General features: G+C 37.7%; 24 protein-coding genes. 10 read left to right on the top strand and 14 right to left on the bottom strand.

All coding sequences use genetic code 11. The features are described 5' to 3' along the window. Positions 1-66: 66 nt before the first annotated feature. From CDA10_RS13835 to CDA10_RS13845, 3 genes are all read right to left on the bottom strand, one after another. The gene (locus tag CDA10_RS13835) at positions 67-1,332 is read right to left on the bottom strand and encodes a hypothetical protein (protein WP_157909358.1); all 1,266 of its coding nucleotides are present in this window, start codon (positions 1,330-1,332) and stop codon (positions 67-69) included. A gap of 11 nt (positions 1,333-1,343) precedes the next feature. After that, positions 1,344-1,967, bottom strand: a complete 624-nt coding sequence (locus CDA10_RS13840) for an ATP-binding cassette domain-containing protein (RefSeq protein WP_157909359.1) — start codon at positions 1,965-1,967, stop codon at positions 1,344-1,346. Positions 1,968-2,070: 103 nt separating this feature from the next. Further along, on the bottom strand, positions 2,071-2,679 hold the full coding sequence (locus CDA10_RS13845; protein WP_089606169.1) for a TetR/AcrR family transcriptional regulator: 609 nt from the start codon (positions 2,677-2,679) through the stop codon (positions 2,071-2,073). A gap of 84 nt (positions 2,680-2,763) precedes the next feature. On the opposite strand from CDA10_RS13845, the gene CDA10_RS13850 reads away from it, so the two are divergent. Further along, the gene (locus tag CDA10_RS13850; protein ID WP_089606170.1) at positions 2,764-3,963 is read left to right on the top strand and encodes an oxygenase MpaB family protein; all 1,200 of its coding nucleotides are present in this window, start codon (positions 2,764-2,766) and stop codon (positions 3,961-3,963) included. A 128-nt stretch (positions 3,964-4,091) separates the two neighbouring features. Here the strand turns inward: CDA10_RS13850 and CDA10_RS13855 are convergent, their stop codons facing one another. The 4 genes from CDA10_RS13855 to def all read right to left on the bottom strand — a co-directional run bounded on the left by CDA10_RS13855 (position 4,092) and on the right by def (position 7,643). After that, positions 4,092-4,358 (bottom strand): DUF4199 domain-containing protein, encoded by a 267-nt coding sequence (locus tag CDA10_RS13855; protein WP_089606171.1) that lies wholly within the window; start codon positions 4,356-4,358, stop codon positions 4,092-4,094. Positions 4,359-4,425: 67 nt separating this feature from the next. Next, positions 4,426-6,510, bottom strand: coding sequence for a TonB-dependent copper receptor (locus CDA10_RS13860; RefSeq protein WP_089606172.1), 2,085 nt, complete (start codon positions 6,508-6,510; stop codon positions 4,426-4,428). Positions 6,511-6,579: 69 nt separating this feature from the next. Continuing rightward, complete coding sequence (locus CDA10_RS13865) at positions 6,580-7,029, bottom strand: DUF2946 family protein (RefSeq protein ID WP_407640381.1); 450 nt, start codon at positions 7,027-7,029, stop codon at positions 6,580-6,582. Positions 7,030-7,112: 83 nt separating this feature from the next. Next, a complete protein-coding gene (gene def / locus CDA10_RS13870) occupies positions 7,113-7,643 on the bottom strand; it encodes a peptide deformylase (protein WP_089606174.1) in 531 nt (176 codons plus the stop codon). A gap of 123 nt (positions 7,644-7,766) precedes the next feature. Here def and CDA10_RS13875 point away from each other — a divergent pair, with 123 nt between their 5' ends. From CDA10_RS13875 to CDA10_RS13885, 3 genes are read left to right on the top strand one after another with little or no spacing between them, the layout of a single operon-like run. Then, positions 7,767-8,927 carry a LysM peptidoglycan-binding domain-containing protein gene (locus tag CDA10_RS13875; RefSeq protein WP_089606175.1) on the top strand — a complete coding sequence of 387 codons (1,161 nt, stop codon included), beginning with the start codon at positions 7,767-7,769 and terminating at the stop codon, positions 8,925-8,927. A gap of 32 nt (positions 8,928-8,959) precedes the next feature. After that, complete coding sequence (gene dprA, locus CDA10_RS13880; protein ID WP_089606176.1) at positions 8,960-10,087, top strand: DNA-processing protein DprA; 1,128 nt, start codon at positions 8,960-8,962, stop codon at positions 10,085-10,087. A gap of 47 nt (positions 10,088-10,134) precedes the next feature. Then, positions 10,135-10,704 (top strand): L-threonylcarbamoyladenylate synthase type 1 TsaC, encoded by a 570-nt coding sequence (locus CDA10_RS13885; RefSeq protein WP_089606177.1) that lies wholly within the window; start codon positions 10,135-10,137, stop codon positions 10,702-10,704. 429 nt (positions 10,705-11,133) lie between these two features. On the opposite strand, the gene CDA10_RS13890 is transcribed toward CDA10_RS13885, so the two are convergent. Then, entirely contained in the window at positions 11,134-12,018 is an 885-nt protein-coding gene (locus tag CDA10_RS13890; protein WP_089606230.1) for a DMT family transporter, read from the bottom strand. Positions 12,019-12,324: 306 nt separating this feature from the next. Between CDA10_RS13890 and CDA10_RS13895 the strand changes: the two genes are divergently transcribed. The 4 genes from CDA10_RS13895 to CDA10_RS13910 all read left to right on the top strand — a co-directional run bounded on the left by CDA10_RS13895 (position 12,325) and on the right by CDA10_RS13910 (position 15,314). Next, a complete protein-coding gene (locus CDA10_RS13895) occupies positions 12,325-13,098 on the top strand; it encodes an AraC family transcriptional regulator (RefSeq protein WP_089606178.1) in 774 nt (257 codons plus the stop codon). A gap of 183 nt (positions 13,099-13,281) precedes the next feature. Continuing rightward, positions 13,282-13,809 carry a hypothetical protein gene (locus CDA10_RS13900; protein WP_089606179.1) on the top strand — a complete coding sequence of 176 codons (528 nt, stop codon included), beginning with the start codon at positions 13,282-13,284 and terminating at the stop codon, positions 13,807-13,809. A 173-nt stretch (positions 13,810-13,982) separates the two neighbouring features. After that, on the top strand, positions 13,983-14,528 hold the full coding sequence (locus tag CDA10_RS13905; RefSeq protein ID WP_089606180.1) for a glutathione peroxidase: 546 nt from the start codon (positions 13,983-13,985) through the stop codon (positions 14,526-14,528). 177 nt (positions 14,529-14,705) lie between these two features. Beyond that, positions 14,706-15,314 (top strand): hypothetical protein, encoded by a 609-nt coding sequence (locus CDA10_RS13910; RefSeq protein WP_089606181.1) that lies wholly within the window; start codon positions 14,706-14,708, stop codon positions 15,312-15,314. A gap of 81 nt (positions 15,315-15,395) precedes the next feature. Here the strand turns inward: CDA10_RS13910 and CDA10_RS13915 are convergent, their stop codons facing one another. After that, on the bottom strand, positions 15,396-15,851 hold the full coding sequence (locus CDA10_RS13915) for a hypothetical protein (protein ID WP_089606182.1): 456 nt from the start codon (positions 15,849-15,851) through the stop codon (positions 15,396-15,398). Positions 15,852-15,954: 103 nt separating this feature from the next. Between CDA10_RS13915 and CDA10_RS13920 the strand changes: the two genes are divergently transcribed. Further along, complete coding sequence (locus CDA10_RS13920; RefSeq protein ID WP_089606183.1) at positions 15,955-16,398, top strand: AAA family ATPase; 444 nt, start codon at positions 15,955-15,957, stop codon at positions 16,396-16,398. 7 nt (positions 16,399-16,405) lie between these two features. Here the strand turns inward: CDA10_RS13920 and CDA10_RS13925 are convergent, their stop codons facing one another. Then, positions 16,406-16,702, bottom strand: a complete 297-nt coding sequence (locus CDA10_RS13925) for a hypothetical protein (RefSeq protein WP_089606184.1) — start codon at positions 16,700-16,702, stop codon at positions 16,406-16,408. 97 nt (positions 16,703-16,799) lie between these two features. Here CDA10_RS13925 and CDA10_RS13930 point away from each other — a divergent pair, with 97 nt between their 5' ends. Further along, a complete protein-coding gene (locus tag CDA10_RS13930) occupies positions 16,800-17,570 on the top strand; it encodes a tRNA(His) guanylyltransferase Thg1 family protein (protein WP_089606185.1) in 771 nt (256 codons plus the stop codon). A 143-nt stretch (positions 17,571-17,713) separates the two neighbouring features. Here CDA10_RS13930 and CDA10_RS13935 read toward each other — a convergent pair whose 3' ends face one another. The 4 genes from CDA10_RS13935 to atpA all read right to left on the bottom strand — a co-directional run bounded on the left by CDA10_RS13935 (position 17,714) and on the right by atpA (position 22,084). Further along, a complete protein-coding gene (locus CDA10_RS13935) occupies positions 17,714-18,133 on the bottom strand; it encodes a F0F1 ATP synthase subunit epsilon (RefSeq protein ID WP_089606186.1) in 420 nt (139 codons plus the stop codon). Between the two features lie 27 nt (positions 18,134-18,160). Then, complete coding sequence (gene atpD / locus CDA10_RS13940) at positions 18,161-19,555, bottom strand: F0F1 ATP synthase subunit beta (RefSeq protein WP_089606187.1); 1,395 nt, start codon at positions 19,553-19,555, stop codon at positions 18,161-18,163. Between the two features lie 26 nt (positions 19,556-19,581). Continuing rightward, complete coding sequence (atpG, locus tag CDA10_RS13945) at positions 19,582-20,451, bottom strand: F0F1 ATP synthase subunit gamma (RefSeq protein WP_089606188.1); 870 nt, start codon at positions 20,449-20,451, stop codon at positions 19,582-19,584. Between the two features lie 88 nt (positions 20,452-20,539). Beyond that, positions 20,540-22,084 carry a F0F1 ATP synthase subunit alpha gene (atpA, locus tag CDA10_RS13950; protein ID WP_089606189.1) on the bottom strand — a complete coding sequence of 515 codons (1,545 nt, stop codon included), beginning with the start codon at positions 22,082-22,084 and terminating at the stop codon, positions 20,540-20,542. Between the last annotated feature and the right edge of the window lie 11 nt (positions 22,085-22,095).

Below are 22,095 nucleotides of genomic sequence, written 5' to 3' on the forward strand. Positions count from 1 at the left end.
TCGTGTGCCGTTTGGTTGTTTATTATTCCAAATTGGCTTTTTTTATTATAAAAAGTGCTTTTTTGCTTAAAAAGAAAGCAACAAATAACTTATAGCAAACCATATTGTGGTTAAAAGTAATGGAACAGTACCGTGGACTCGTTCTGGTTGTCTGAAAATATGTTGAATGAGTGGTACAGCGAGCATCATCATTCCAATCATAAACAAACTTTTTACCATTCCATTAGAAAGCATGATCCAAATCAATGTAGGCAATGCGGCAATGACGGCTATTCCCCATAAAACCACAATTTCTGAAATCAGCGATTGCCGATTTGAAATACCCTGACTGAGCCAAAATCTCGCTGTTGTTGCATAAGTACTGGCAAGCATGGTTTTGATCGTTCCGATATGTACTAAAATAACTGTAATATAAAAAGCACTCATAACATTCATGAGCCTAAGCGGACTTAATGCGATATAAAGTAAAATCCACGTATCTTTTTGTTGTGCAAACCACGCCAATACACCGCTAGCACTAAAGGCAAAAATAAAGAACAGTATGCGTTGCTTCATCACGTGTTTATTCAATATTTTTCGTAAACTGATTCGAATCCAATTGATATTTACAGAATGTTTAGCTTGAATTCGTAAAATTTCAGGAAGTTGAATGTTTCTCGGTTTTCTTATTTTACCGATCATCCATTGTCGATACGTAACAAAGACCACGATAAAAGATATAAGGATTGATAATATTTCTATTTTCAACAACGCTAAAGACAACGGCGCAAGAAATGAGGCAAGACATAAAGCGATAAGATATTTATTTTTTTGACAAACCAACATTTGGATCAGTAATAGTTCTATTCCCCATAAAACAATCAAAAGGCTATCTATGATCGCCTGATAAAATACACCTGTTGTCCACACATAGATAAGTGCAATGATAAAAGGCAATAAAATAGCGACGCTAAGTGATGCTAAAAATCCCAATTCAACACTTATTCGGATACGTAATGTTAATGGTGTCATTGCAATATACTGATAACCCTCGCCACCATTTAATGCTTTTTGTTGAAAACCACTCCATAACACATGTATAAGCAGAAAAAAGCTCCATATTTTGATACTTTCCAACATATTTTCAGCATGTAAAATACTGACCAGTGGTTTTGCTAAAGCAAGCAAGATAGCAAATATCATCGGCCCAGCGAGTAAACCCACCAACAAGATCAAATGCTTATGTCGCTGTGCTGCATCAGCAGTGGTCTGAATATAAAATTTCAAACGGTACTGTATAAGTTGACCAATAAGCTTTCTTTCTACCGAAACTGGCATAATTGTCTTAATCATTTGGCTCAAGCTCACCCTATTTTCAGCTCATCAAGCCTCGTACTTTTTGCATTTACACTATTTCTAAAGTGCTGATCATGACAAGACATTAAAATCAGCTTGGTTTTGCTTTGCTGTATCAAAATTTGTTGAAAAGCCTGTAATGTTGCTTGATCTAAACCATTGTTCGGTTCATCCAACAATAAAATAGGCACTTCTGTCATTAAGGCCGAAGTTAATAAGAATTTTTTAGCTGTACCAAAAGACATTTCGGCAAAAGTAATATTCAAAAAATTGTCTAATTTAAATTGTTCAATATACGTCTGATAACAATCAGGATTTAACTTTCTAATACTACAAATTAGGTCTAAAAATTCCTGCCCCTGCATAAAGTCATAAATAGGACTATGATCAGGTACATAGGCGACTAATTTTTTATATTCTTGATTATTCAAAAGACATTGTTGTTGATTGATAAAAATTTTTCCTGAATCACAATCTAATAAACCTGCAATCATGCCCAGTAAAGTTGATTTACCCGCACCATTTTCACCGATCAAACTGTAGATGCCAAAACCTTGCCATGTAAAATTTAAATCTTCAAAAATTGGTTTTTGAAGGAATTTTTTTGAAACTTTTTCTAATCGAATAGACATTGTATTGTTGTCATCGCTCATATTTTTATACATAAATAATTGAAAAATTATATTTTTAATAATCTACAACACCAATTATATGCGTGCAAGAATTCATCACGGATTAATCTTGATGTAAATCTTGTTCCAAATAAGCCAAAATCATCAAAGTGAGTTCTTTTTTGAGCTGTTGTTCTGAAATAAGAAAATTTGTACTACTGACATACCTCATCATAGTAAATAAAGTACTATTAATAATCACAAAAGATTTATTCTTCAGCGTTTCAAAACTCCAATGTTGAAAAAAACGACTAAATACAAACAACCCTACTTCATAAAAGTGCTTTTCTAAAATTTGTGCAGCTTCCGAATTGTTATAGCCGTGCCAATTTTTTAGAATTTCCATAAAGAAACCGCTATCTGCTTTCATCGTATCAAAGCCGAATTGAATACAAAGTGGGATAATTTCTTCTATTGCTAACCCTTCTTGTGTAATTGCAATTTGTTTCAATGCCAAGCCCAATTTTTCGCTTTTCCGACTGAGTAATTCTTGAATAATTTCATCTTTATTTTCAAAATATTGATAAATAGAACCCACACTCACACCTGATTTTTCAGAGATTTTAGGTGTAGTCACTTGTAATAAGCCTTGCTCAGCAATACACAATTGTGCAGCTTCGAGAATATTTTCTACGATGATTTTGGCACGTTGTTGTTGTGGTTTTTTTCTCATTATTTACCCTTTTTAAATGCGAATTGAATACGAATAAATATTCATATTAAAGTTTAATTAGACAGTAAGCTGGGAAAAACTACAATGCAAACTCGACCAAAACGCTTAGCACCATTTGAAAAGATGTTGAAATCTGACCTAAAAGCCAAAATTTTAGCTTATATGACCGATGATCATATCCAACCCACCTATGCAGAATATTTATCTTTAAATGAATCACTGCAAACGGGTGATATTGCCATGGATAAAGTCATGTCTTGGGTGATGCAAAATCCTAGAGAGCATCGTAAATACTTTGAAACAGCGTTATATCAAGGTCTCGAAAAATTACCGCATCAAATCACTGAACTGACTGAATTTTTCAAACAAGTAGAACAGAAACCAAGTTGGTACAATCAACAAAAAATCGATGATTCATTACAGTTCACTTATAAACTGGGACTAAATAATAGCTTTATCTTACGTGATTTATCATTAATGACAGGCTATCTCTACCCCGGCTTTAATCAGCCGCTGATTTTGACAGGGGCATTGAACCAGCAAGCAAGTAAAAGACTGGCTGAAACCAGTAAATGGTGGATGGATATCACTGAACCCCATGCTTTTGAACGTTTCAATGCAGGTTTTACTTCAACGATTTATGTACGCTTTATCCATTCTCTTGTACGTTTTCAATTGAATAAATCTGAAAAATGGGATGCCGAAACTTGGGGTACACCGATTAATCAATATGATCAAGCCATGACCAATATTGCCTTTAGTGGTGTGGTTTTAATTGGAATACGTGCGCTAGGTATTTTTCCCAATAAACGTGAAGTCGATAGTTTTCTGCATTTTTGGAAATATGCAGGATGGTTAATGGGAATTGATGAGAAATGGTTAATCGATAAGGAGTCTGAAAGTTGGAAACTGATTTATTGGCTACGCTTCACTCATCCTGATGCAGATGAAAGTAGCATTTCACTCGGTTCGAGTTTATCTAAAGAGCCTTTTGAACGCCGATACCGCTATTTACGTCCACTACAACAAAAACTTGCCTACAAACAGCACTTGGAAATTACCCAATTTTTTATTGGTCGCAAGCAAATGAAAAAACTGGGATTAAAGGCACAATCCGCCTCTTGGTTTGCTTACTATTTATTTGCAAAAAATGCCTTACTTTATACAGGTGCAAAACGTTTTAAAGTGCTCGATGACTTTTTACTTAAAAATGGTCGTGAAATGCAGAAGATAGGACTTGAATTGTATAAGGAGCAAAGTAAACAACTGGCAAGCATGCACTAATTTTTCTTATAAGATACAACAGATTGCAAAACAAAAAACAAGGAAACCTGAGCTTCCTTGTTTGTTTAGATACGGCAGAAAACAATGCGGTAAAACATCAAAAAATCAGTGACTCAATCACAAATAAATTATTGATGGTGATGTGAAGCCGTTGCTTCTGAGGCTGTTTGTTGCATTTGCATATGCTCATCATGTTGCATTGCTGGCATTTGCGCCTCAGTATGTTGCATCTGTTTATTTTTCTGACTCGGCATGTAGTCTGGCTCATTGGTGATGGCCAAGTAGAAAACAACCATAAAAAGAAAGCCCAAAATAATTGCAATAATCAGCAATTTCCATCCCCAAAATGATTTTTCAGGGGATAATTTATTACTCGAATTTTGCTCATTACTCATACATTTACCTCTTAAATTGAATCTATTATTTAAACGATTAAAATTGCTTTATTGATTATCCAATATGTTAAAACTTCATACTGATACGAGCCCAATAATTGCGACCCGTATTGTTAAATTGTTCAGTGCCAACTTGACCATCCACACCAACACCCAACTTATTTAAATGTTCGGTATAGGTTTTATCAAGAACATTATCGATACCGACAGCAAGATCAACATCATTCATCACTTTATAGCTTGCATTCAACGCGAGTGTGCTAAAACCTTTGCTCTCGCCAATGTCATAACCCACAATATTACCTTTATTGAGGTTAATACGATCCTGCTTTGCCACTGCACGCCATAATAAGCCTAAAGAATATTTATCTTGTACATATCTTAAATTGAAACGCCCTTCTAAAGGTGCAATCTGAGGCAATGGATCATTATTATCCGTAATTTCTCCCCATGCATACATGGTACTAATATCAGCTTGAATCGCATCGGTAAATTGATAACCCACACCTGCTTCTGTACCTGCAATCACCGCATCAACATTTTTAGCACCTGCGCTAAAAGAAGAACCATGGCTATGACCACCCATTCCTGTGGTTGGATGGTTATGATAACTCAATAAAATAAAGTCATTCACCAAACCTGCATATGCAGAAACCCAAGAGCTAAATGCACCATGTTCGTGTTGATAGCCCATATCCAACTGTAAAGTTTTTTCAGTATCTAAGCCATTAAAAGCATTAGGTGTACCAGGATTACCATGAGCTGAACTAAAAAGCTCCCAATAATCTGGAACACGTTCCACATAGCCTAAACCAATATAAGACTTGGCATTATGTTCAGGATGCTGACCTTCTAAACGAATAAAGGCACTTGGTAATGTTTTATCTAATTCAAGATTAAGCCCTTTTGCTTTTGATTCTGCTCTTAAATCCTTTACATTCACTTGATCAATTCGTGCGCCTGAGACCAATTTATAGGCATCATTCAATTGATACGTAAGTTCGCTAAAAGCACCATAAGAATGAAACTTCATATTGGTGGCTAAAGGCATATTCATCATCATGGATTTCATACTGCCAGCATGGTGATTTTGCTGAGAATCAATTCCTGTAATCAGGCTCAATTTATCCCATTCACTGGTCATGGCTAACCGTGAATTCAAAGTACGGCGTGTGACCTGCATTTCAGATGGATTTGCTACCATCTTGTGCGTTGTCATGTCATGAGTCATTGGTGGCGTACGTAAACGAAAATTATCCATCACATGATCGTTATAGCTATAGTTGATCTGCCCTTCAACTTTCTGAATGACATCCGTTAGATTTTTCTTTTCAAATCTTAAGCCTAGGCTTTCACGGGCAAACTGCGAGCCATCCATCGTTCGACCTGCGTATTCAGCTTCTCCATCGGCTTTTCCACCAGTCAATTCAACCCATGTATCGTCATCGGGCGTCCAGCCTAAAGCTAAATCGGTATTCCAACGCTCCCAAGCGGAAGGAACGGTATTACCATCACCATCTTGGTAACGATTTGACTCAGAACGATTAGCATTTAGACGAATATATTTTTTCTCATCACCCACCGCTGCTTCAATATTATGATCGAGACGACCAAATGAGCCGATTAAAACGCTGGCTTGTCCAAGGTAGTTTTTATCTTTCGATAATTGCGGTTTTTGTCGTTCAAAAATAACCGTTGCAGCCGAACCTGTATTGGCATATTGAACCGTTTGAGGGCCTTTGATGACAGAAATACGATCATAACTTTCAGGCTGAATATAAGACGTTGGCGCATCCATACGTGCAGGACAAGCGCCTAAGTTTTCAGTGCCATCAGATAAAATTTTAATGCGTGAACCAAACATACCACGGAAAGTCACATCGCCATTGGTTCCACCACTTTTGATTGAACTAAAGCCAGGAATACTTTGTAAATAATCTGCGCCATCTGTTGCAGGAACAGGTTGAATAGGCTGTTTTGGATCTGCATGAATAATTAAACCATTGGCATCATTATTCAGCTGGGCAGTGACCACGATTGGTGCTAATTGGGTAGCGTCATGATCTTGCTGTGCAGCGATACTGCTTGAAGAATAACAAGCGATACAAATTGCAGCCGATAAAGGCTGTAAAAAGAATTGAGGTTGAGCCATTTTCTTTCTCTTAAATCATAATAAAACAAGGCTGGAGTCAATGAAGACCCTAGAAAAATAAGTTTTGATTTATGCAAAAAGTGGCGGGGCTCGCCCTTGAGGAATCAGAAAGAGTCGTTGTAATGCAAAATAAACATGCCAAAACGTGTCTTGAAATGCAATTAAGCGGACTTGTATACGATCTAAAACAGCTTTGACCTCCAACTCAGGTGGTAAAACTAAATTGCCATAGACCGTACAATATTGGCATTGATGGCTTGCATCATGATGATGTGACGAAGATTCTGTCGAAACGTTATGCGCATCATGTGACATCGAATGCTGATGATGAGTGCTATGTTGATGTTTTTCGTAAAATTGGCTTTGTGCTAAAGCTTGAGAAATAGTTTCACAGACCGGGGCAATTTGATATTGCTTCGGTAGTAAAGGCTGTAAAAATACAGCGATCTGTAAAAATACTGCTATAAAACCCAGCAGTAAGCCTATTCTCAACAAAACGTTCTTCTCAACATTTTTCAGCGTGGAGTATAACAAAGCCCAATCGAAATTGGGCTTGTATTTACAATGAATTTTTAAACGTGCTAAAAATCAAACTTTAAAAATTAACGCTTTACTGCAACTTTTTGCTTTTCACGTGAACGTACAACTTTTTCAACTTTCTCACGTGCTCTTTGACGCTTTAAAGGAGATAAATAATCTACAAACAGCTTGCCATTGAGGTGATCCATCTCATGCTGAATACACACAGCAAGCAATTCATCTGCTTCTAACTCAAAAGCATTACCCTCAAGGTTAATTGCTTCAATTTTTACACGTGACGGACGCTCAACTTTATCGTATATTTGAGGAACGGATAAACAGCCTTCTTCATAAGGTAGCGTTTCTTCCGTAAGTGGCGTCACTTTGGGGTTAATGAACACCATAGGCTGATCTCTATTTTCAGACAAATCCATGACGATAAGCTGAATATGCTGATCAACCTGTGTAGCAGCCAGACCAATACCTGGCGCTTCATACATGGTTTCAAACATGTCTGCTGCCAACTGACGAATTTCATCAGTTACGGTATCGACAGGTTTTGCAATGGTGCGCAAACGGGGATCAGGAAAACTTAAAATATTTAATAAGGCCATACTGTACCCTCTCTTGCTATGCCATTGATCTTAAAACTAAATGAAGAATATGCTTCATTAAAAAAAAGTGTGTAATATGCTTATTATAACGCATATAGATACATAATTTTAGGAATTATGATAATGAAAAAGGTTTTAGCTGGCATAACGAACTTTCATGCCAAGGGGTTCAAGAAGCAATTACTTGCTGTAACACTATGTTTAAGTGCAGGATTCACTTACATGGAAATGACGCATGCAAGCCCAAATGTTAACCCACCTGCACTCAAATCTAGTGCGCCAAACGTTTATGTGGTTAAACGTGGCGATACTTTATGGGCGATTGCTGGAAAATTTTTAAGCAAACCTTGGCGTTGGCCTGAAATTTGGGCAAGTAATAAACATGTTAAAAATCCACACTGGATTTATCCTGGGGACAAATTACTGCTTTGTACTTTGGATGGTCGTCCACTGATTGGTGTAGATGAAGGTGATGGTTGCGAAGGTATTATCCGTCGCCATCAAGGTGGTACGTCATTGCGCCCTCAAGTTCGTGTTGAATCATTAAGTAATGCAATCTCTGTGATTCCTCTTTCAGATATCCAACAATGGTTAGAGCACAGTATTGTGATCAGCCCTGAATCTTTACAAAATATTCCATATACCATCGGTGCTGCGGATAATCGTGTGATTACAGGTGCAGGTCAGACTGTATATGCACGTGGTAATGGTTTAGTTGTCGGTCAGCATTACGGTGTATATCGTGAAGGTCAACCGTATGAGTTTCTCGATGCAAATGGTAAAAAATTCAATGCTGGGATTGAGCTCACTGAAGTCGCTTCAGCCGTTGCTGTTGCAGGTGAAAATGATGTGACTACGCTTGAATTAACCAACAGTTACAATGCAGAAGTTCGTCGTGGCGATTATGTCTTGCCACGTTATGATGCTGAATTACCAAGCCTGTTCTATCCAACCACAACCAATGAAGTCACCGCTGGCGGTAAAGTCGTTCGGGTTCAAGGCTCTATTGGTACAGCTGCACAACATAGTGTGGTGACGATTGACCGTGGTAGTTTACATGGTGCAAAATCAGGTCAAGTGTTTAGTGTTTACCAACAAGGTGAAACGGTTCGTGATCCGAAAACTAAGGAATCGATCAAGTTACCAAGTCAGCAAATTGCTACCGTAATGATCTTCAAGAGTTTTGATCAACTAAGCTATGCTTATGTATTGGAAAGTAATTTGCCAATCAAAATGGGGGCGGAGATCAAACCACCTGCAATGACAGATGGCTCGGGTAACTAAACCAATGCTTCTGTTCTTGTTGTAATTTTTTGATGTTGAATCAAATACCTGATGATCAACTTGATACCATCAAACTTTGGTATTTGGTTCAACATTCATTTTCTAGTTTTCGTAAATTAGAAAGCTATTTTGGCTCGATTTCCAATGCCGTTTTAACTGAAAATTTAAAACGCTGGCCTGAGCTTAAAATACATAAGCATCATCTGCAAAGAGCTGAAGAATTCCCAACAATAACTGGACAAGTTAAATTTCAAAACTGCTTAGAAAAAATCAAACAACATAGTGATTTTATTCTTCTTGATACCGAACAACAATATCCTCAACAATTATTACCTTATAACAATCACCCTCCAATTCTTTTTGGAAAGGGTTCATTTCAAAATTTAAGCCAACCTCAAATTGCAATTGTGGGTAGTCGTAAACCTAGCCCTCACGGTAAACAGGTTGCCTATGATTTTGCTTATTATTTAAGTGAAAAAGGCTTTTTTATTACCAGTGGCTTAGCACAAGGAATCGATGAAGCAGCACATATGGGTGGTTTAAAGAATCATCGAACAATTGCTGTCGTCGGTTCAGGTCTAGACATCATTTATCCGAGTCAAAACAGACATTTACAAGAACAGATTTTACAAAACTCAGGTACTGTTATTAGTGAATACCTACCCGAGACACAACCTATTCAACGAAATTTTCCTCATCGTAACCGTATCGTCAGTGGCTTAAGTTTAGGAGTCTTGGTTGCTGAAGCGCAATTGGGTAGTGGGTCATTAATTACGGCGCAAACAGCAGCTGAGCAAGGTAAAATTATTTTTGCGATTCCGGGGCATATTTACAGTGAACACCATCAAGGTTGCCATCAGTTGATTCGTGAAGGCGCAATCCTCGTCGATCACCCTGAACAAATCATTGAAGATCTTGCACTCCCAACGCAATGGCATTGCGCACAGCGTACCGAAAATGAAAAACAAACACCTGAAATTCCGCCACATCTTTTTAGTATTTACCAACACTTAGACTGGATTGGACAAGATTTGGATACTCTTGCGATCAAATTAGAATTAAATATAGCAGAATTAACCAGTTACCTAATGGAATTGGAACTTTTAGGCTTATGTATTCAGCAGTCTGGGCTTTACTTACGTTGCCGAGTCAGTCATTAAGGTTCACAATAGCCCTTCTCTTGTATCAATGAACATGGTGAATTTAGATGATTACAACCTCAGTCGCTGAAGCTGCTCAGGTTCTTCAACAAGGTAAAGTTTTGGCCTATCCTACAGAGGCTGTATGGGGTTTGGGTTGTGACCCATTTAATGAAAATGCTTTTTCAGAAATTCTAAAACTCAAACAACGCCCAATTGAAAAAGGTGTTATTTTGTTGGCAGGTCAAATCTCTCAAGTCGAACATTTACTGACTGACCTAGACCCAAACATTCGTAAACAAATGATTGATTCTTGGACGCAACGCTCTCGAACTGAACGTGCAACCACTTGGCTGGTCGATGCTGATGAACATATTCCACACTGGATTAAAGGCAATCATGCTCAAGTCGCGATTCGTGTCACCAATCACCCTTTATGTATAGCTTTATGTAATGCTTTTAATGGTTTCATCGTCTCTACCAGTGCTAATCCAGCAGGTTTAGAACCAGCAAGATCACTACAAAATGCGAGCCAATATTTTGGTGCTGAATTGAATTATCTGAATGGTGATTTAGGTCTAAGTCGTGAACCAAGTAAAATTATAGATGCATCGACTGGGCAAATAATACGTGCCTAAATGTGTTCATTGTTTTAAATATACATTTTTCTTATAAAAGATACGAAAAAAAAGCAAAAAAAACTCAGCCAGATATAGGGTTGGCTGAGTATAAAAAAGGATGGGTAAAACCACATCCAGAGGGTATTACGAAACTGTAAGGATTTAAGATTAAAAACAACTTAATCCATCTCAATAGAAATATTATGCTACAAATACTGTTTCAACACAAACGCAATATTTGCATACAATTAAGACTTAAAACCTATAACAAAACAGTTTCATATCAATCAATAAAATTAAGTTATTCAATTTATTTTATTATTTAAATTTTTAATTAAATAATTCATAAATTTTCATACCATTAGATATAAATTAATTTTATAAAAGTTATAAAATAACATTTCGTTTGTTCATTTTTCACGCTATAACACCTGAATTTTATTCGATTTATGTACCTTTTTTGACACTATTTGACTTTTTTTGCGCTAGAGCAATACCAATTAAGATAACGACGCCACCAATTGTATGAAAAATAGTCCATGCTTCATGTAACCAGAGGTAAGCTATAATTGCCGTAAATACAGGCATTAAATTCATAAAAATACTGGTGCGGTTTGGCCCTAAATATTGAACTGCGACCATCCATAATAACGGTGCAACCAGTGAGGGGAATATACCCGCATACAATACACTTGCAGCATTGTCTTGGTTAATCGGGTCAATCCCTAAATAGAATACGAATGGCAAATGATAAAGCAGTGTAAATCCAACTTGTACATATAAACTGATCAGCAAAGGAACTTTCAATTGCCATTTTTTAAGGAACACGCCATAGAAAGCATAGAAGAATACGGCTAAGACCATCAATAGATCGCCCCAGTGCCCTCCTAGTTGAGTCAAATTCGAGAAATTCCCCTGCCCAATCACATACAACAAGCCAAAGAAAGAAATGAAACTCCCGATCACCGCAAAACGATTCGGGGTTTCTTTCAAAATCATAATTGAAACAAAAATCGTGAACACGGGTATAAAGGCGTTGATAATGCCCATATTGGTTGCAGTGGTATAATGCGCTGCTGTATATGCCAATCCTTGATAAAGCACCATTCCAAAAGCGCTCAGTACAGCAAATTGCCCTAGATGCTGTTGAATAAGCTGACGTTGCTGCCAAACTTTTGGTAACATGAATGGTGTTAAAATAATAAATGCAACCACCCAACGGTAAAAACTAATACTTACAGGTGAAATATAATCCGTCACATAACGTGTTACTGCTATGTTCATCGACCAGATTAGCACGGCGAGAATAGGTAAACACACTGCCCGCCACATGGGTTTAGTATTTGTATACATAGTTTTAACGATTTAAATAAAATATGAGAAATATTATCAATTAAGTCTGAATCAATTTAAATACATCATTTCAGACATCTATAGGGCAATTCGGACACTGATCATGAGAAATACCAAATCATTTTCGATATGCTCAATTATTTTAATCTCAATCTTTTATTGTATAGTGTACTCAACCTTATCATTTTGAGGCTGACTGCAATCTTTTACTCATGGCTTGAATCAAGCCAAAAAGCAATGCACTTAAACACACTATAAACGTCAATATCGGTTGATATTTAAATCATGCACTTTGAATTAAATCAAAACACTCAGCTTCATTCGATGATCTCTGTAGAAGAGTTTTTCTATAGAAAAGACGATGTGGTTACCCCGCATTCAAATCTATGGGGCGATTTTAATGTAAGTTTAAATGGTACTTTAGAGTTAAAAGTTGCTGATCAAATCTATCTTTCGCCGCCAAGTTACGGTTTATGGATTCCACCTCAAACTGAACATTGTTGCACTGCTTTGGATGACCAACTGACACATTATATTTGCATTCGCATTCATCCTGATCTATGCCAGCCCTTTGCTCAAACGACTAAGACATTAAATATACGTCCTTTTCTCAGACAGACTATTGAAGAAATATTAGATCAAAAAAAGCAAAATATTCCATCAAACACCTATTATGAACATTTGCTGCAATTGCTTTTAGACCAGATTCAAAATAGTTCTTGTTATGAACATTACTTACCGCAAAGTGATCATCCGATTTTAAAACCGATTCTTCAGGGTTTATCAGATCCCATCTATTTTGCAAAAAGCTTGTCTGAAATCTTAAATACATTTCAAATTACCGAACGCCATGCACTCAGACTCTGTCAAGAACAATTAAAACTCCCACTTTCAGAATGGCGAAATCGAGCCAAAGTCATTTATGCAACATCCTTGCTTCAACGTGGTTTTTCCGTTAAAAAAATCGGCTTAGAATTGGGCTATCAACATAGTTCAAGTTTTATTGAATTCTTTAAACGCTATACAGGGCAAACCCCGACCCAAATTCGTAATACTTGAAGTATCGACTTCTATTATTTATGAAAATTCTCATTATTCATTTATTTATGTACAAAATTACTATAGAAAACTGCATTAAAAATAGGCATTTTTCATTAAGTGCTAAACATTAAGCATATTGAAGTTTTGAATTTGGAATAAAAATCAAATTCATTCAAGTTGATAAAATTAAAGGTATAAATAATGAAGAAAGTATTACTCGCTACCCTATGCGCTTCTGTATTTACATTAACTGCTTGTGACAAAAAACCTGCTGATGCAAATTCTTCTGCTACAGAGAGCAAACCTGTTGCAACCACAGCAACACTGAGTAGCGATAATGCTGCAGATATCAAAAGTGATTTAACTCAAGTTCAAACACTATTTTCAACCAAAAATAACGAAGCTGCTGCGTTTCAAACTGAAGTGAGACAAGCTACGCAAAAAGGTGATAAAGCTGCATTGCAAGGCGTTGTAGGTAAAATGAAAACTTATGTGAATGGCTTCAATAAAGAGCTTGATGGACTAGCTTTGAAAAGCTCAGAAGTTGTGTCTGTGCGTGAAAAAATTAAAGAAGCAAATAACTTAGGTGTAGAAATGTCTGAAGCCAGTATAGCAAATTCACCAGATCCAGAAAAACTAAAACAGCTCCAAAATAAAGGCATTGAAATGCAAAAAAGTTTAATGGCTGAAATGCAAGCGCTTCAAACCAAAGTCAACACAACACCATAAATTTAATTCAGTTTTACCTAAGATTGTAAAGCAGATCACATGGTCTGCTTTTTTATTAGCTGTGAAATACAAATGCGACTTGCTGTTTTTCAGGATTATCGTTAAAACATTACTATTACATCATTCACATCCAATCAAACTGAATCCATTATTCACTTTACTAGGACAACAACATGAGCAATACCGTTTACGATATTCCTGTAAATACCATCAAAGGCGAAAGCAGTACTTTAAACCAATACCAAGGTAAGGTTCTACTCATTGTCAATGTTGCATCAAAATGTGGTTTAACGCCACAATATGAAGGGCTTGAAAAACTCTATAAAGAGAAGAAAGATCAAGGTTTAGAAATTCTAGGTTTTCCTGCAAATAACTTCCTTGCTCAAGAACCAGGTAGCGATGATGAAATTCAACAATTTTGTTCACTTACCTACAACGTTGACTTCCCACTTTTCGCGAAGATTTCTGTCGCTGGTGACGATAAACACCCGCTTTATGACACTTTGATCAATGCAATTCCCGAGCGTATTGGTGAAGGGCCTTGGTGGAAAGACCTTGTCGATTATGGCTTAACGCCGAATCCAAAACCAGAAGTGCTTTGGAACTTTGAAAAGTTCTTAGTCAATAAAAATGGTGAAATCGTTGCACGTTTTGCTCCAGACATCACCGCTGATGACCCACGCATTACTTCTGCAATTGAAGCTGAGTTAAAAAAATAATCCGTTGAAATTTTAGAAGAGCAAAAGGAGTGTTGCAAATAGCATTCCTTTTATTTTCATTCTCCGAAAAAAGCCGATTCCCGTTACAAACTGTATATGCTTTGCAACAATCCTCAATCTCTCCATTTTTTCATCCTATATTAGCGAAATACCAAATCAATTTAACTTTGGATGATGATGAAAAAGCTTTTACAGGGTGCTATTTTACCTTTTGTTATTTTTACTTCTGGCATTCTACTTTTAGGATGTGATCAAGCTGCGCCACCGTCACAACAAGAACAACAAGCCGAACAATCTTCTCAATCTGAAATAACACATTCAGATCGCAATCATTCATCTGAGTCCCAGCAAAAAAATGTTGAAGACTTGAAACAAAGTAATATGTTTTATATTGCTCGTGATGTTGCCAATGTTCAGCTCAAAACAGGTGACTATGTTGAAAAGCTTCAACAAGCTCAATCAGATTTACAGCAGGCCATCGAAACCAAAGACCAAGCAGAATTGCAAAATACGGTTCAAACTTTGACACGTGAACTACAAGGTTTTAATACAGCTTTGATCTCGCTAGATTTAAAAAGTCAGGAAATCGATGGTATTCGCCAGCAAGTTATTCAAACCAATAAACAAGTTTTAAATTCATCACTTTTAAATGGCGACATGGACATTTCCAAAGTTAACTTTAAAAAAATTGAGCAACAAATGAATAATATTCAAATGGATATGCTTAAGCTTGCAGGAATGATGATTCCAACGTCTAATTCTGATCAGCAATCAGATCAAAGTTAAGCAAAAACCGTTTTTGAAACTCGAAAGCAATGATCATGTTGATTTGATATAGATAAAAGCCATCTACTATGTTTTAAATGCTTACAAAGCTTGAGCGACATTGCATTGTGGATCTTGCCCTAAGGCACGTTTAATATCTTGTTTTAGACGTGCCTGCGCAAATTTATAGCTGGATGGTAAAAATAAAGTTAAACGGGTTTTATTCTTTCCGACTGATTCAATGAGCATTTTTGATAAATATGCACCACCCTCTGTACGTGCGAATATAGTCCCCATTTCTAAATCTTTTTCTAACTTATTGTCTGTAAATACAAAATCTTGCTCACCAGTGAATGCCACACATCGGTTATAGGCCATCCTTAAGTTTTTGAATGCCACGATATAATCAATGTTTAATTCAGTTTCCAAGCCATTTCCAACAGAATCTGCAACCAAACTCGCCTCCGTAGGTGAATTTGGTGTTGTGACAAACTGGGCACTTTGACAACCTGAAAGATGGAGAAAAATAGATAATAAAAATAGTACTTTAGGGTTCATTTGAATTTTCTTTTAAATATATTCAGTTTTATGACAATGAATAAATTGTAGCAAAGCGAACGTCATGTTTTAATGCAGAAATGATCATTTTTCGTAATCACTCATGCAACTCATTATTTTTACAGGCGTTCAATCTTCAGGAAAATCGACATTTTATCAACAGTTCTTTTATCACACTCATTTACGCATCAATCTCGATATGTTGAAAACACGTCATCGTGAAAATATGATTTTTGAAGCAGCTTTGGCTTCTAAAACAAAAATCGTGGTTGATAATACCAACATGACTCAATTTGACCGCGCTCGATATATCCAACGTGCAAAAGAGTATGGATTTGAAGTAGTTTCTTATTATTTTAAAACAGATCTAAACAGTACTTTACAGCGCAATGCGCAACGTGATGGTAAAGCCAATATTCCAGAAAAGGGAGTTAAAGCGACTTTTTATAAATTGGAAATCCCCAATATCACAGAGGGTTTTGATACACTTTTTACCGTAGAACTGATTGAAAATAATGGTTTTTCGATTCATGTACCATCTGACTAAATGCCTTTTATTGTTGAATACGCCAAATTTTATATGCAGCTCGAAGCTCTTGCTGAATTTGCTCAGAAACTTTCCTTGCTTCCAAGTTGGAAAAGTCCCCGCGATAGGTTTCTGTCACAATTGAGTTTGCGAACTCTTCGATTGTAATACGTCCATTATTTTGATAATTCTGAATTTCTATTTCAGTTAAGCCAATATCCCAACAAGATACAACCGAACTCATGTCTACAGCGATACTTAGGTAGTAATTATCTTGATTTTGGTAGAGTTCCCAAAAATGGGGTTGTTGTTCGATGAGGATCATTATTTTCTATAAATCTATTTTTAATTATTCAGATTATGCTAAAACTAATAGAGGAAGAAATATAACTTTAGCATGATAGCAACAAAGAAATTGAACTATGAGATTTGATGATCTAGATACACGATTACGTGTTTATGAAACAGCTTACGATTTTTGTGTTCCACTTGAACAATATATTGTTGTTCGTTTAGATGGTCGAGGATTCACAAAATTAACCAAAGATACTTGGAAATTTGAAGCACCCTTTGATCTTCGTTTTAGAGATCTGATGGTCGAAACTACAGCTCATTTAATGCAATGTGGTTTTAATGTTATTTACGGCTATACACAGAGCGATGAGATCTCATTACTTTTTCATTCAAGTGAGGATAGTTTTAAACGTAAAACGCGCAAAATAATTTCAATTCTAGCTGCTGAAGCGAGTGCAAAATTTAGTCTATTACATGGAAATATAGCGACTTTTGATGCTCGAACCTGTATTTTACCCAATACAAAAATTGTTGAAGATTACTTTCGTTGGCGACATGAAGATGCAAATCGTAATGCTTTAAATGCTCACTGTTATTGGATGTTACGTAATGAGGGGGAAAATATTAAAAAAGCAACCCATCAAGTTAAAGGACTTTCACGTCAAGAAAAACATGATTTGCTCTTTAGTCGAGATATTAACTTTAATGAATTGCCTTCATGGCAAAAGCGTGGCACAGATCTATATTGGACAAATATTGAAAAAACAGGTTTTAACCCTAAAAATAATCAATCAACAATATCAACTCGTCGACAACTTTTTAAAGATTATGAATTACCTTTAGGTGATAACTATAGTCAATTTATACAAACACAATTTTTATTAGGTAGAAATGAATAATTTTAAAGGAAATCAACTTTTAATATTTGACACTTTATCTATTCATATAGTTATTTCAACCCAAATAATATTCTACTTCATCCACATCTAAGCCATAAAAAAACCACCCTTTCGGGTGGTTTCTTCAATGTTAAACCATATCCTTATAGGGCACGGTTCTTCATTTTACGGATAGTATCTAACTGAGCTGAAATCTCAGAAAGAGATGCCAACGCAGCAGCTGTATCCACATCACTCTTCTGATTTGCAAGCAATTGTTCAGCATTTTTACGTGCTTCAAGAATTGCCGCTTCATCCAAGTTTTCTGCACGGACTGCAGTATCTGCAAGAACCGTAACAACATGTGGTTGAACTTCTAGAACACCACCAGATACATAGATTAACTCTTCTGTACCGTTTTCAAGCAGAACGCGAATTGCGCCCGGCTTGAGTAAAGTTACTAACGGAGCGTGACCAGGCATGATACCCAATTCACCGCCAGCACCTTTTGCGATAAGCATTGTCACAGTGCCTGAGTACAAAGACTCTTTAACACTTACAACATCACATTGCATAGTCGACATGTGAATCTCCTAAATTAGAGTTGCTAATTAAAGCTTCTCGGCTTTAGCGATCACTTCGTCAATACCACCAACCATATAGAACGCTTGTTCTGGGATGTGATCGTATTCACCAGCTAGAAGACCTTTAAAGCCACGAATTGTTTCTTTAAGCGGTACAAGTTTACCAGGAGCACCAGTAAACACTTCAGCTACGTGGAACGGTTGAGAGAAGAAACGTTGGATTTTACGCGCACGGTAAACAATCAACTTATCTTCTTCTGCTAACTCGTCCATACCAAGAATTGCGATGATGTCTTTCAATTCTTTATAACGTTGAAGAACGTTTTGAACTGAACGAGCAATCTCGTAATGCTCAGTACCCACTACAAGTGGATCTAACTGACGTGAAGTAGAGTCAAGTGGATCGATCGCTGGGTAAATACCAGAAGATGCGATATCACGGCTCAATACAACAGTTGCATCTAAGTGAGCAAATGTTGTTGCAGGCGATGGATCCGTTAAGTCATCGGCAGGTACATATACCGCTTGGATAGATGTAATCGAACCAGACTTAGTAGAAGTAATACGTTCTTGAAGAACACCCATCTCTTCTGCAAGTGTAGGCTGATAACCTACTGCAGATGGCATACGACCTAGAAGTGCTGATACTTCAGTACCTGCTAGTGTATAACGGTAGATGTTATCTACGAACAATAAAACGTCACGGCCTTTACCGTTTTCGTCTTTCTCGTCACGGAAATATTCAGCCATCGTCAAACCAGTTAACGCTACGCGTAAACGGTTACCCGGTGGCTCATTCATCTGACCGTAGACCATTGCTACTTTGTCAAGAACGTTAGAATCTTTCATCTCGTGATAGAAGTCATTACCTTCACGAGTACGCTCACCAACACCAGCAAACACAGATAAACCTGAGTGAGCTTTCGCGATGTTGTTGATCAATTCCATCATGTTTACGGTTTTACCAACACCCGCACCACCGAATAAACCAACTTTACCACCTTTAGCAAACGGGCAAAGTAAGTCGATGACTTTAATACCAGTTTCTAAAAGGTCAGTAGAAGCAGCTTGTTCAGCATAAGAAGGTGCTTGACGGTGAATCGGTAAACGCGCTTCAGTTGCAACAGGACCAGCTTCGTCGATTGGGCGACCAAGAACATCCATGATACGACCTAAACATGCTGTACCTACAGGTACAGAAATCGGCGCACCAGTGTTAGTCACGTTAAGACCACGTTTAAGACCTTCAGTAGATCCCATTGCGATGGTACGAACTACACCATCACCAAGTTGTTGCTGAACTTCTAAAGTAGTTTCAGTACCGTCAACTTGGAGAGCGTCATAGATCTTAGGAACGCTATTGCGTTCAAACTCGACGTCGATAACCGCGCCGATGATCTGAATGATACGACCGCTACTCATTGCTGTCTCCTCAATTCAAAATAATGTTAAACGGCAGCGGCACCACCAACGATCTCAGAAATTTCCTGAGTAATCGCGGCTTGACGCAGCTTGTTATAAATGAGTTGTAGGCTCTTGATGAGGTCACCTGCGTTGTCAGTTGCAGCTTTCATTGCAACCATACGAGCAGATTGCTCACATGCGATGTTTTCAATCACACCTTGATAAACCATAGACTCGATGTAACGAACCAACAAACCATTTAGAAGCTCTTCAGCTTCAGGTTCATAGAGATAGTCCCAACCATATTGACGGTTTAGACCCTCGTTCGTTTCAGCCGCAGCTAAAGGAACAAGTTGTTCGATTTTTTGGTTTTGAGTCATGGCATTGACAAAGCCGTTTGATACAAGATAAATACGATCTAACTCGCCTTTATCGAACGCATCTAACATCACCTGTACAGAACCAGTTAACTGTTCAAGACTTGGTGCATCACCTACTTGCGTAGTTGCGCCAAGTACTTTACCGCCGTAGCTTTTAAAAAACGAAACCGCTTTTTGACCAATCAAAGCAAATTGAACTTCAATTGACTGCTCTTGTTGCTGCTGTACGTGTTTTACCACTTTTTTGAACAGGTTAATGTTCAAACCACCAGCAAGGCCACGATCTGAAGAAACAATGATATAGCCAACGCGTTTTACAGGGCGTTCAACCATATAACGATGTTTATATTCAGGATTCGCTTGAACCAAATGAGCAATTACACGGTGCATATTTTCGGCATACGGACGGCCCTGAGCCATGCGCTCTTGCGCACGACGCATCTTAGAAGCTGCTACCATTTGCATCGCGCGAGTAATTTTCTGCGTGCTCTTGATACTAGCTACTTTGGCGCGAATTTCTTTTAAATTTGCCATACGCTTAACCTAGTATTCGAAAGCCCTTTCGAGCTCCCGAAGGTTGATCCGTGAACCAAACCATAACCAATAACAACATAAGTTGAAATTAGTAAGTTTGAGTCGCTTTAAAGCTTTCAATACCTGACTTAATTGCAGCTTCGATGTCTTTGTTATAATCACCAGTTTCATCGATGTTTTGCATTAACGCAGCATGTTCTGAACGGAAGTAAGCAACTAGCGCAGCATCAAAGTCTACGATTTTCTTCACTTCAACGTCAGCCATATAGCCTTCGTTAGATGCATAAATTGAAACAGCTTGGTCACCAATTGAATATGGAGCATATTGTTTTTGCTTCATTAATTCAGTTACACGTTGACCATGTTCAAGTTGCTTACGAGTCGCTTCATCAAGGTCAGAAGCAAACTGAGCAAACGCTGCCAATTCACGGTATTGAGCCAAAGCAGTACGGATACCACCAGACAATTTTTTGATGATCTTAGTCTGAGCAGAACCACCAACACGCGATACAGAGATACCTGCGTTTACAGCTGGACGAATACCTGCGTTGAACAATGAAGTTTCAAGGAAGATCTGACCATCTGTAATCGAAATTACGTTGGTTGGTACGAATGCAGATACGTCACCCGCTTGAGTTTCAATAATCGGCAATGCAGTCAATGAACCAGTTTGGCCTTTAACTTCACCGTTAGTGAATTTCTCAACGTAATCAGCAGATACACGAGAAGCACGCTCAAGTAGACGTGAATGAAGATAGAACACGTCACCTGGGTAAGCTTCACGACCTGGTGGACGACGTAAAAGCAATGAAATTTGACGATATGCTACCGCTTGTTTAGATAAGTCATCATAAATGATTAACGCATCTTCACCACGGTCACGGAAATATTCGCCCATTGTACAGCCAGAATATGGAGCTAAATACAACATTGCTGCTGGATCAGCTGCAGCTGCTGCTACAACAGTGGTATACGCCATAGCGCCAGTTTCTTCTAGCTTGCGTACTACGTTAGCGATAGTCGATTGTTTTTGACCAATTGCTACGTATACACATTTAATGCCAGAATTTTTCTGAGCGATGATCGCATCGATCGCCATTGCTGTTTTACCAGTTTGACGGTCACCAATGATCAACTCACGTTGACCACGACCTACAGGGATCATTGTATCTACTGATTTATAACCAGTTTGTACAGGTTGATCCACTGATTGACGCCAAATTACACCTGGTGCTACTTTTTCAACAGCATCAGTTAATTTTGCATCAATTGGGCCTTTACCATCAATTGGGTTACCCAAAGCATCTACTACACGGCCTAAAAGTTCTGGACCAACCGGAACTTCTAATACACGACCTGTGCAACGAGCTTTTTGACCTTCTTGAAGGCTTAAGTAGTTACCTAAAACAACGACGCCCACTGAATCCTGTTCTAGGTTCAGTGCCATACCGTATAAGCCGCCGTCGAATTCGATCATTTCACCGTACATTGCATCAGCAAGGCCGTGAATACGCACAATACCGTCGGAAACCATAACAATGGTCCCTTCGTTCTTAGCGGTCGCGCTGGTGTCCAGATCGCCGATACGCTGTTTAATGAGCGCACTGATCTCGGATGGATTCAGTTGTTGCATTGCGCTATACC

It is taken from the genome of Acinetobacter piscicola (assembly GCF_002233755.1).
Taxonomy (GTDB): Bacteria; Pseudomonadota; Gammaproteobacteria; order Pseudomonadales; family Moraxellaceae; genus Acinetobacter; species Acinetobacter piscicola.